This is a genomic window from Bacillus sp. 0209A (genome assembly GCF_036765095.1).
In the GTDB taxonomy this organism is placed as follows: domain Bacteria; phylum Bacillota; class Bacilli; order Bacillales; family Bacillaceae; genus Bacillus; species Bacillus subtilis_G.
This window is the reverse complement of record NZ_JBAIZV010000001.1, coordinates 173,180-185,937: the sequence shown is the minus strand read 5'-3', so window position 1 is coordinate 185,937 and position 12,758 is coordinate 173,180. Positions and strand designations below refer to the sequence as shown.

At 46.0% G+C, this 12,758-nt stretch carries 1 protein-coding gene; it reads left to right on the top strand.

Features of this window, described 5'->3' with window-relative positions; all coding sequences use genetic code 11:
* Nucleotides 1-7 precede the first annotated feature (7 nt).
* Nucleotides 8-12,751 carry a type I polyketide synthase gene (locus V6D44_RS00640; RefSeq protein WP_333516215.1) on the top strand — a complete coding sequence of 4,248 codons (12,744 nt, stop codon included), beginning with the start codon at nucleotides 8-10 and terminating at the stop codon, nucleotides 12,749-12,751.
* The last annotated feature ends 7 nt before the right edge of the window (nucleotides 12,752-12,758 follow it).

Here is a 12,758-nt window from a genome sequence, read left to right as displayed (position 1 = left end):
TGGGAAAATGATAACTGAACAACTGCACATTTCATTAAATAATCCTATCATGTCCAACCACAAGGTATACGGACAAGCATTATTACCCGGCCTTGCTTATATAGATTTGATCTACCAAGTATTCCAAGAACATGGTTACGCATATCAAGAGCTTGAATTAAAAAACCTGACTATTTTTTACCCTTTGATCGCAGACGAATTGTATGACATTGCTCTCACAATTCACGTGTCTGAAAGCAAGAAAGGGACATGGTCCATCATCATCGACGGACAAAAACAGCGTGGTGAGTCGCTTTCGGACAAAAGACAATATGTGACGGCTGACATGCATCGTAAAGAGCGGACTTCTTTTGAAGATTCAATAGACCATAATCAGTGGAAACGTACAGCTGAAAGGATTTTGAATTTAGATGAACTGTATGAACAATGCCGCTCTCAAGAATTAGTGCATACCGGCATGATGAAGGCGGAAGGGAAGATTTATAAAACCAAAGAGGGTGCTTTGATTGATCTGTCTGTCGGACAGGAAGCGCTGGGCCATTCTGAAGCTTTTCTGTTTCATCCGACTCTCATTGATGGCAGCGGTATAGGTTCAAGCTGCCTTCTCTCAGATCAAACGATGTATCTGCCACTGTGTTATGAATCTTTTTCAGCTTCAGAACGATTGCAAAAAGGGTGTACAGCACGGATCCTCTCTTCGTCTGTGCGCCAGAAGAACGAACTCACTTATATGACGATTGAATATTTTAATTCCTCCGGACAAAAAGTGGCCGAGCTGAAACAGTTTGCAGGCAAGTCTGTACGTGATGCGGCAGTCCTTCATTCTGGAAAAGAAATTCATGCTGTCTCTCAGAATCCTGATCGAGACTATACGGCAATTGAAACGTATTTGCGTCAATTGCTTGCTCAACAGCTTGAAAGGCCGGCAGAACAAATGGATATCCACGCCGGATACTATGAGCTTGGGCTGGATTCACCATCCTTGCTAAAAGTGGTTCAGGAGATAGGGGATGAGATCGGAGCGGATCTTTCGCCAACGCTGCTGTTTGAATATACGACGATTGCAGAACTAGCTGTGTATCTTGCTGATCATTATTCAATGGGAGAGGCGGACGATACAGTTCGCCAGTCTCCTAAACCAATGCAGGATTCTTCAGACGCCGCTCCCTCTTTACCAGAGATCGGCGGGGATATTGCCATTATCGGAATGGCAGGCCGTTACCCTAAGGCAAAAAACATACAGGAATTTTGGGAAAATCTTAAGGCGGGTACCGACTGCATCACGGAGATCCCAAACTCGCGCTGGGAATGGAAGGATAACAATGGTCTGGATTCACCTTCGGGCAAGCCATTGTCAAAATGGGGCGGGTTTATCGAGGATGCTGATTGTTTTGATCCTCAATTTTTCAGGATTTCACCCCGTGAAGCGGAAACGATGGACCCTCAGGAACGCTTATTTTTAGAGACGTGCTGGGAAGCCATTGAAGATGCGGGGTATACACCAGAAACCATTGCTTCACCTCAGGGAGAAAATAAAAGACAGCATGTCGGCGTGTTTGCAGGTGTTATGCATAAGGACTACTCCCTTATAGGAGCGGAGGCTCTATCAGAACATCATCCATTTCCTTTATCGTTGAATTATGCGCAAATTGCCAATAGGGTCTCTTACTATTGTAATTTCCACGGTCCAAGCATGGCGGTCGATACGGTCTGCTCTTCTTCATTAACTGCTGTTCATCTGGCAATTGAGAGCATCCGGAATGGAGAATGTGAGGCCGCGCTTGCCGGAGGCGTCAATTTGTCACTGCATCCGGCTAAATATATCAGCTACGGCAGTGTCGGAATGCACTCAAGTGACGGCTATTGCCATACATTCGGAAAAGGCGGGGACGGCTACGTATCGGGAGAAGGTGTCGGAACAGTATTGTTAAAGCCGCTCCAAAAAGCTGAACAGGACGGTGACCGGATCTATGCTGTCATCAAAGGCAGTACCATTAATCATGTGGGAAAAGTAAGCGGAATTACAGTACCGAGCCCGGTAGCTCAGGCTGATGTTATCGAAGCGTGCTTAGAGAAAACAGGAATTGATCCGCGCACCATTAGCTATATTGAAGCCCATGGCACTGGCACCTCATTAGGAGATCCGATTGAAATACAAGGATTGGTGAAGGCTTTCCGCCGAAATACGCAGGAGAAGCAATTCTGTTCAATTGGTTCTGTGAAATCAAATATTGGCCATGCTGAGTCTGCAGCCGGCATCAGCGGTTTAACGAAGACTGTCCTGCAGCTTCACCATAAAACACTGGTGCCGTCACTACACTCAGAAGAGCTGAATCCTTATTTGCAGCTGGATGAAACCCCGTTTTTTGTCCAGCATGATACAAAGGAATGGCAGCAGCCTTCTTTTACAGAAAACGGATTGGACGTCACATATCCCCGCCGCGCCGGTTTAAGTTCGTTTGGCGCTTCAGGATCAAATGCTCATCTTATTTTGGAGGAATATATTCCGACAGAGAGCCGTTCAGAGCCGATTTTAACGAAAAATGAAGAAATGATTATTCCTCTGTCCGCGAGAAACAAAGACCGTCTGCACGCTTACGCTCTTAAACTCCTTGATTTTCTGAGCGAAGACGTCAATCTTGTAGCGTTAGCTTATACATTACAGACAGGCCGGGTGGAAATGGAGGAGCGGGCAGCCTTTATCGTGAAGGACATAAAGGATTTATCTGCTAAACTTCAGGCGTTTGCAAATGGTGAAATAGAGATCGACGGCTGCTGGTCTGGGCAAACCAAGGAGGATCAGGAGGCCGCCGGACCAACATCAACAAACAGCGAATTGAAGAAAATAGCTGAATCATGGGTTCAAGGAAAACGGGTGATCTGGAACGAGCTATATGGCGATCGCAAACCGCTTAAAATCAGTGTTCCGACCTATCCGTTTGCAAAGGAGCGCTACTGGATACCAGCTCCTGAAACAAAAACCAGCATAGTAGATCATACCTTACATCCGCTGGTGCACCGCAATACGTCAGACTTTACGGAGCAGCGCTTCAGCTCTGTTTTTACAGGTCAAGAATTTTTCCTATCTGATCATGTTGTGCAGGGACAGAAAATCCTGCCGGGCGTTGCCTGCCTAGAAATGGCAAGGGAAGCAGCGGAAAAAGCTGCGGGTGATCTGGAAGGTGAACAAAGAGTTGTGTCGCTTAAAGACATCGTCTGGATCCGCCCGATCACGATAGGAAGTGAACCAAAAGAAATACATATTGGCCTTTATCCTGAGGATAACGGGGACATTTCCTTTGACATTTACAGCAGCTCTGAAATGAAAGAAGAAACCCCGATGATACACAGTCAAGGCCGTGCAGTCATTTCAGCTGAAGCGGACACTCCTGTTTTAGATCTTGCATCCATACAGACAGAATGCAGTCTGGATACAGTGACGTCAGAACAATGCTATACGGCGTTTCGAAAGATTGGGCTTGACTACGGCGAGGGCTATCAAGGGATTGAAAAAGTACTTGTCGGACATGATCAATTGCTTGCAAAAATCTCGTTACCCGCTTTTCTAAAAGACGGCAAGCAGCATTTTACGCTCCACCCGAGTTTGATGGATTCCGCCTTCCATGCCACAGTCGGTTTTATCGTCAGCTCAGTCAATGCTGACGCACAGGCCCGCCAGCTGTCTCTCCCGTTTGCTTTGCAGGGGATGGATGTTTTCAGCCCGTGTCCTGAGGAGATATGGTCTTATATTCGTTATAGTTCAGACAGTAAAGCGGGCGACAAAGTCAGAAAGTATGATATTGATTTATGCGATAAGAACGGGAACGTTTGTGTACGAATGAAGGGTGCCTCGATGCGGGCACTTGATGGAGAGCAGACCATGCCTCAAGCAGCCGATTCTCCGCTGACAGGGCATAAGATGATGATCCCTGTCTGGGAACCGGTTTCTCCAAATGGTGAGGACAATGCTTTGTTTGTTGCTACGCGTGCTGTTTTATGCGGTGGTACTGAAGATGAACGGATGTTAATAAAGCAGCATCATCCGCAGGTTTCCTTTATCGATATCCCGTCAGCAGATGACATTTCTGCAATAGCGGACAAGCTGCAAGCATGCGGAGGCATTGACCATGTATTGTGGATGGCCCCGTCACACCCGGACAATATCGTTAGTGAAGGGCAAGAAGAGGCCGTTCTTCAGGCATTTAAGCTTGTGAAGGCATGTCTTCAATTAGGCTATGGTGAGAAGAAGCTGGAGTGGTCTTTTGTGACCGTCCAAGCGCAGTCAGTTACTCCATCTGAGAAAGTTCACCCCGCTCATGCAAGCATTCATGGACTCGCGGGCACAATCGCTAAGGAATATCCGCATTGGAAAATCCGTCTTCTTGATCTTGAAGAAGGCTGCATGTGGCCGGTACATCAAATGTTTACGCTTCCTGCTGACCGTCTCGGACACACTTGGGCCTATCGGAATCAGCAATGGCATCAGCAGCAATTGATCCCATATCGGTACTCACCGTCAAATGACACGCTATACCGAACAGGCGGAGTATATGTGGTCATCGGAGGCGCTGGGTACATCGGGGAGGCATGGAGTGAGTACATGATCCGCCGCTATCAGGCGCAAATCGTTTGGATTGGACGCAGTCAAATCAATGATGCCATCCAGGCGAAAATAGACCGTCTCTCAGCGCTTGGCCCTGAGCCTTACTATATTACAGCCGATGCTGCGGATATGCATTCATTGCAGCAGGCTTATGATCAAGTGAAAAAGCGTCATCCTGAAATTCACGGGATCGTTCACTCTGCAATGGTTTTATCTGAACAAAGTCTGGATAATATGACGATGGAAGAATTTACTGCCGGACTGGCGGCGAAGGTGGATGCCAGTGTTCGTACTGCCCAAGTGTTCCAACAGGAGCATTTAGATTTTGTTCTGTTTTTCTCTTCGCTTGTGGCACATATCAAAAACGTAAAGCAAAGCCATTATGCCTCTGGCTGCGCATTTGCAGATGCTTTTGCTCACCAACTTTCTCATACATGGGCTTGCCCTGTAAAAGTCATGAACTGGGGATATTGGGGGAACAGTGAAGCGGCCGAGGATGAACAGTATGTACAGCTCATGAATCAAATTGGCTTAGGCTTAATTGAGCCTGCGGAAGGTATGAAGGCTTTAGAAGCACTGCTTTCTGGACCAGTCAGCCAAACGGCATTTATTCATACGACAAAACCTGTAGCAGTCGAAGGCGTGAATCAGAAAGAATTCATCACCCTTTATCCTGAGCACCCTTCGGCAGACGTTGAAAGCCTGAAGGGGCGCCTGCCGAAAACAGGACGATTTCAAAGAGTGACACACGAAGAGCTGGACGATCTTCTTTACAGACTTTTGTTAGGCCAGCTGCAAACGGCTGGGCTGTTTGATGGTCATAGATTATCGATTGAACGCCTTCAACAATACAAGACTCGTGAATTTTATGAAAAGTGGCTTCGGCAAAGCAGTGAATTCCTTCTGCAGCATGGTTATCTTAAGAAAGATGGAGATTCATTGGTAAGGAAGGATCCAGCAGAGGATATCGCGCTGATTTGGCAAGAATGGAATGCGAAAAAAGAAAAATGGCTCAAAGACAGCAATACAAAAGCAATGGTTGTTTTAGCAGAAACCATGCTGAAAGGATTACCGGATATTTTGACAGGGAAAGTGCCTGCCACAGATATGATGTTTCCTCAGTCCTCAATGGAATTAGTAGAAGGCATCTATAAGCATAACAAAGTGGCAGACTATTTTAATAAATTGCTTGCCGATACGTTAATAGCTTATCTGGATGAACGGCTGAAGCACGATCCGCAGGCATCCATCCGCATTATGGAAATAGGGGCAGGCACAGGCGGCACGAGCGCCGGAATCTTTCAAAAACTGAAAGCCTATCAAAACCATATCAAAGAATACTGTTATACAGACCTGTCCAAAGCATTTTTGTTGCATGCTGAAAAGGAATATGGGGCGGAAAATCCGTACCTGACGTATCAGCTTTTTGATGTAGAAAAACCGATTGACCAGCAGGAAATCGAGGCTGGCGGCTATGATGTCGTCATTGCAGCCAATGTCCTTCACGCGACAAAGAATATCCGTCAAACGCTGCGGCATACAAAAGCAGTGATGAAAAACAACGGAATGCTGCTGCTGAATGAAATGGCGGGAAACAGCCTGTTCCCTCACATCACCTTTGGTCTCTTGGAAGGCTGGTGGCTGTATGAAGATCCTGCAGTACGGATTCCCGGCTGCCCAGGCTTATATCCTAGCAGCTGGAAAGCGGCACTTGAAAGCGAAGGCTTTGAATCTGTCTTCTTCCCGGCCGAAGCGGCCCATGATCTCAGTCACCAGATCGTCGCTGGCTCTAGCAACGGGCTGGTACGCCGTTTGATGGAAACTGTGATCTCGCCAGAGAAGGATGTTTCATTAGCGTCTAATAAGGAGCCAGCTAATACACAAAACATAGATTCGGAGAAAACAGGACAATCAAATCATGCTCACCTCAGAGAAAAAAGCACAGAATATATGAAAAAACTAATCGGGGAAACATTGAAAATTCCTGCTAGCAAGATTGAGTCATCTGAACCGCTTGAAAAGTACGGGATTGATTCTATCGTCGTTGTCCAGCTGACGAATACCTTGCGTAAAGAATTTGACCATGTAAGCAGCACTTTATTTTTCGAGTACCAAACGATTGACGCGTTAGTTGAGCATTTCATCCAAACAAAAACAGAAGCGCTGATGAAACTGACAGGTCTTGACCGTCAAGTTCACCCACAGACACCGGCCGCAAGCATGAATAAGTCTTCAAAAAAATCTGGGCAGGCCGCTAAAGGAATGCGGCGCTATCGCAAGCTTGGCTTCAGCAGGGAGAAAGAAACGCCAACACACGCTCCTGCCAGCCGTGACGTTGCCATTATCGGCATTTCCGGCCGTTTTCCTCAGGCGGAGACAGCTGAAGACTTTTGGAATAACCTAAAAGAAGGTAGAAATTGTATTGAGGAAATTCCGAAAGAACGCTGGGATTGGAAAGCCTATTACGATAAAGAAAAAGGAAAAGAAGGGTCGATTTATACGAAATGGGGCGGCTTTATCAAAGATATGGACAAATTTGATCCATTATTTTTTCAGATTTCTCCGCTTGAAGCAGAAAGAATGGACCCTCAGGAGCGATTATTTCTGCAAACCGCTTATGCAAGTATAGAAGATGCGGGATACACGCCTGACACGCTCTCTACAAGCAGAAAAATCGGCGTCTTTGCCGGAGTCATGAACAAAAATTATCCGACCGGCTACGGCTATTGGTCTATCGCAAACAGAATATCGTATTTGCTGAATTTCCAAGGGCCAAGCCTTGCAGTCGATACAGCCTGCTCATCCTCTCTGACAGCGATTCATCTAGCGCTGGAAAGCATTTATAGCGGATCGAGTGATTGCGCCATTGCCGGCGGTGTCAATCTAGTTGTTGACCCGGTTCATTATCAGAACCTATCTGTCATGAATATGCTCTCTGCAAGTGATACATGTAAATCTTTCGGGGATGACGCAGATGGATTTGTCGACGGTGAAGGCGTAGGCGCCATTGTGTTAAAGCCGTTGCAACATGCAATAGCAGACGGAGACCATATTTACGGTGTGATAAAGGCAAGTGCGATTAACAGCGGAGGAAAAACAAATGGATATACGGTTCCAAATCCTCATGCACAGGCACAGCTGATTAAAGAAGCGATTGAGCGCGCCAATATTCCTGCCCGAACTATCAGTTATCTGGAGGCGCATGGAACAGGCACCGCATTAGGTGATCCGATTGAGATAGCGGGATTAACAAAAGCATTTGAGGAAGATACGCTGGAGAAACAGTTTTGCGCGATCGGCTCCAGTAAATCAAATATCGGTCATTGTGAAAGTGCAGCTGGAATTGCAGGACTGACAAAAATACTTTTTCAGTTTAAATACGGTCAAATTGCGCCGTCATTGCATTCTCAGCGATTGAATCCAAATATTGAATTCAGCCATACTCCATTTGTCGTTCAGCAGCATCTTGGTGAATGGAAGCGCCCGGTGATTGACGGACAGGAGGTGCCGAGACGCGCCGGATTGAGCAGTTTTGGCGCTGGAGGGTCCAATGCTCATATGATCCTTGAAGAGTATATTTCGCAAACAGAAGCGCAAACGCCTGAAGCTTTTCCTCCTGCGCTGATTGTGCTGTCAGCGAAAAACAGGGAAAGGCTGCAAGAGAGAGCGGAACAGCTGCTCACAGCCATTCAAGAAAAAAGGTACTGTAAAACAGATCTGATCAGGATCGCCTATACTTTGCAAACGGGTCGTGAAGCAATGGAGGAACGGCTGGGCTTTATAGCGGAATCATTAGAGGATCTTGAGAGAAAGCTGAGCGATTTTATCGAAAATAAAGCAGACAGCCTGTACCTGGATCGCATCGATGAGAACAAAAAAGCATTAGCGGTCTTATCGGCAGATGAAGATACAGAAAAAATCATAGAGGCATGGATGAGCAAAGGGAAATACACGAAACTGCTGGATCTTTGGGTGAAAGGCTTGTATTTTGACTGGGATAAGCTGTATGGAACAAATACGCCTGTCCGGATCAGTCTTCCCGCATATCCATTTGCAAGAGAACGTTATTGGGCACCAGATCAGGCAAAGGCCCCAGCGTCTAAAGAACAGCAAACAGAAGAGCATTTTGAGGTTATGACTTTTCAAGAGGTGTGGAAAGAAGAACCGGCAACTATCACATCGAAACGCTTCAAAACGCTCATCTGTTTTCTGACGGATAGAGAAAAGCAAAACGCCTTCGCTTCATCTGTAAATAACGTTGATCTAGACACCAAGGTCATTTTTATTTCGCAGGGTGAGGTGTACAGCAAACAGTCTCAATACAGCTATCAGATTGTGAGGCAAGAACCTGTCACTTTTGAAAAAGCCTTCCAGAGCATTCAGGAGGAACATGGAGAGCCAGATGCAATTCTCTATATGTGGCCCGCGGAAGATGAGAGCTATATAAAGGACCATTCATGCATTGTCTATTTATTACAAGGGATGTCCGCAGCAAAGCTCCATCCTTCACGGCTGCTGCTGGCGGGACGTTTTGAAAATGGTCTTGACCGGAGCTATCTGGAATCATGGATTGGCTTCGAACGCTCACTCGGGCTTGTTTTTCCACATACGAAAGTGACTGGAATCTTTCAGCCGGCAGATCAAGAATCGATGGATGATTGGGCACGTAAAATATGGACGGAATTACAGGCCTTAACTGGACAAACCGTTTTGTATCAAAATGGGAAACGATGTGTATGTCACATTAAACAGACCACCATACAACCGAACGACAGCAAATTGAAGTCTGGCGGCACTTACCTGATGACAGGCGGTTTAGGAGGGCTCGGTTATTTATTCGCCAAGCATTTGGCTAAAAACTATGCCGCAAACCTTATTTTGACAGGGCGGTCGCCTTTCAATGACGAGAAGCAAAAGCAAATAAAAGAATTAAAGGATCTAGGCGGCGAAGCCATGTATGCAGAGGCAGATGTTTCTGATCCTATCGCGATGGGAGACTGCGTGAAACGAGGGAAAGACCGATTTGGCGCCATCAACGGCGTTATTCATGCAGCTGGTATCGAGAGCGATTCTGCTATTTTTGATAAAGAGATCGATAGCTTCCAGCGCATCATTGAACCGAAAATCAGCGGTACGATAGCGCTTGATGAATGGCTTAAAAATGAAATCCTTGATTTTGTTTGTTATTTTTCTTCGTCTTCTGCGGTTTTAGGAGATTTTGGCTGTTGTGATTATGCGATCGGGAATCGATTCCAAATGGCCTATGCACAGTACAGAAATGGGCTTCATAGCGGCAAAACGTATGTCATCAACTGGCCTGTATGGAAAGATGGCGGAATGAAGATCGGTGATGAAGAAACAACCGAATTGTACCTGAAATCAAGCGGCCAGCGCTTCTTAGAAGCCGATGAAGGCATTCGCCTATTCGAACACATCCTGTCTCAGCAGGATGCTCAGCATCTTGTGATAGCCGGTCAGGCCAGCCGGGTCAGCCGCTTTTTAGGAATGACCGAATCAGCTATTCCGGAACCCGCCATTCAAGCCCCAGCTGTACTAGAAAAAAGAGACGAGGTAAAAACGCTAAGCGTTGAAAAACGTTTAGAACACGATCTGAAAGAGCGTATTCACACATTGCTTAAAATCTCAAAGGACAAGCTGGATTTGAACAAAAATTGGGCCGACTTCGGATTTGATTCGATCTATTTGGCTAAATTCTCGACTGTATTATCAAAGCATTTCAACATCGAAGTGACACCGGCTTTATTTTTTGGGTACTCGACTTTACAGGAATTAATCCGTTTCTTCTTAACGGATCACAAAGAGCTGATCGAAGCATTTTACCGGGATGATGCACCTGAGGCACAAAAGAATCCTGAAGATGATGCTCCGGTTCCTGCAGAACTGGATACCAGCAAAAAAAGCGTCCGGCAGGTTCACGCTGAGCCTATCGCCATTATTGGAATGAGCGGCAGATTTCCTCAAGCTGATTCGGTCATGGAGCTGTGGGACAATCTGAAAAACGGGAAAGATTGTATCACTGCCATCCCGAAAGAACGCTTGGACTGGGGTGGAGCTAACGGAGGTCCAGAAAAAGCAGTGCCGAGATGGGGCGCATTTTTGAAGGACATAGACCGATTTGATCCGCTGTTTTTTCAAATATCGCCTAAAGAAGCTGAAAGCATGGACCCGCGCCAGCGCATCTTTCTAGAGGAAGCTTGGCACACATTTGAAGATGCTGGCTATATGGGACATCGAATAAAAGGAAAATCCTGCGGTGTTTACGTAGGTGTGGAAGAAGGAGAATATGCGCATTTAACCGGAGATACAGATTACATTAACGGAACACAAAACGCCACATTATCTGCGCGAATCGCATACGCATTAGATCTAAAAGGACCTAATATGGCATTGACAGCAGCATGTTCATCTGGACTTGTGGCGATTCATCAGGCATGTTCAGCCCTCCGTCAGGGAGATTGTGAAATGGCTTTAGCCGGCGGCGTCAGCCTGAATATTTCTCAAATGTCATTTGAGGCGCTGACAAGAGCCGAAATGCTGTCTCCGAACGGACAATGTAAAGTATTTGACCAAGATGCCAATGGTCTGGTGCCAGGTGAAGCGGTGGCTGCTGTTCTCCTGAAACCATTATCAAAGGCCATTGAAGATAATGATCACATTTATGGCTGCATAAAGGCCAGCGGTGTGAATTACGATGGCAAAACCAATGGCATTACGGCACCAAATCCTTTTAGCCAGACAGAATTGATCGAGAACATTTATGAAAAAAATGAAATCAACCCGCTCAACATTCAATATGTGATGGCGCACAGTACCGGCTCGAATCTTGGTGATCCGCTTGAGGTCCAAGCGTTAACGAGCGTGTTCAGCAAATATACGAAGCAGAAGCAATTCTGCATGATGAGCTCGATTAAACCTTTAATCGGACACACATTTGCAGCGTCAGGGGTGGTTGCTTTAATCAGTATGCTGATGGCAATAAAAAACCAGACGATTCCGGCTACTCATCATTGTAAAGCGGACAATCCGTATATTCAGTTTAAAGAAAGCCCGTTTGTGCTTTGCAAAGAGAACCTTCCATGGATCAGGAAAAATCAGAATCCGAGGATGGGAACCATCAGCACGACAGGTATCAGCGGCACCAATGCCCATGCAGTCATTGAAGAATACATCCCGGATGAGCAGCCGTTCACACAGCGGCATAAAGAGTCAGCTGAATGCCCGCAGGTTATCGTGCTATCGGCCCAAAATGACGATCGGCTTCAGGATGCTGTCAGCCGCATGATAGTGTATCTTGAGCAGAATCAGAACCTATCTTTACCTGATGTTGCATATACACTTCAGGCTGGAAGAAAAGCCATGGAAGCGAGGCTCGCGATTGTTGTAAACAATCAGGAGCAATTGGTGCGAAAATTGAAGGAATATGCGGAAGCAATGAAGAATGGTGAGGTATCAGGCCAACAGGCATCCCTTTATATAGGACATACGGAAGGGGTGTTAGTAAAACAGGATGAAGCATTCCTGCAAGCACTCGCAAAAGAAAGAAATTTGGAAAACATTGCGGAATGTTGGGTGAAAGGATATCAGATCCCGTGGGAACTCCTTCATGAAGGCGATGACGTTCGGATGGTTCCTTTACCTGGCTATCCGTTTGCAAGGGAGCGGTATTGGGTTTCGTCAGGGAATCATCAAACAAAGGCCGCTAAACCGCATATACAAGACATGAAAACAGAGATTGACGAGCCTAATGGCGAAACACACATTCAAAAGATCATTGTTCAATTTTTAGCACGAGAGTTGGGCATATCTGAGGAGCGAATAAGCTTCAAAAGAAACTTTTTGGATTATGGAATGGATTCAATTCTTGGCCGAAAATTGATGCGTCATATCGAAAAAATCACGCAGATGAAGGTGACTGGCCGGGAAATCCTTGAATATCAGACAGTCCAAGATTTATCCGCTCATTTGGCGTTAAAAGCTGAAAAACGCAATCAAAGCGCGGCAGCACATCAAACAAAAACGTATACAGACGAGCAAATCATCGGATTGATGCAAGAGGTGGCGCAAGGAAAACTGGATTTTAAGAGTGTGCAAAACATCATAGAAGGGAGTAAATCGTATGAATCATAAAGAAATT

What these genes read in the sequence shown, in the direction of transcription:
- V6D44_RS00640 (WP_333516215.1), top strand. Translation starts at nt 8, where the DNA reads ATGATAACTGAACAACTGCACATTTCATTAAATAATCCTATCATGTCC.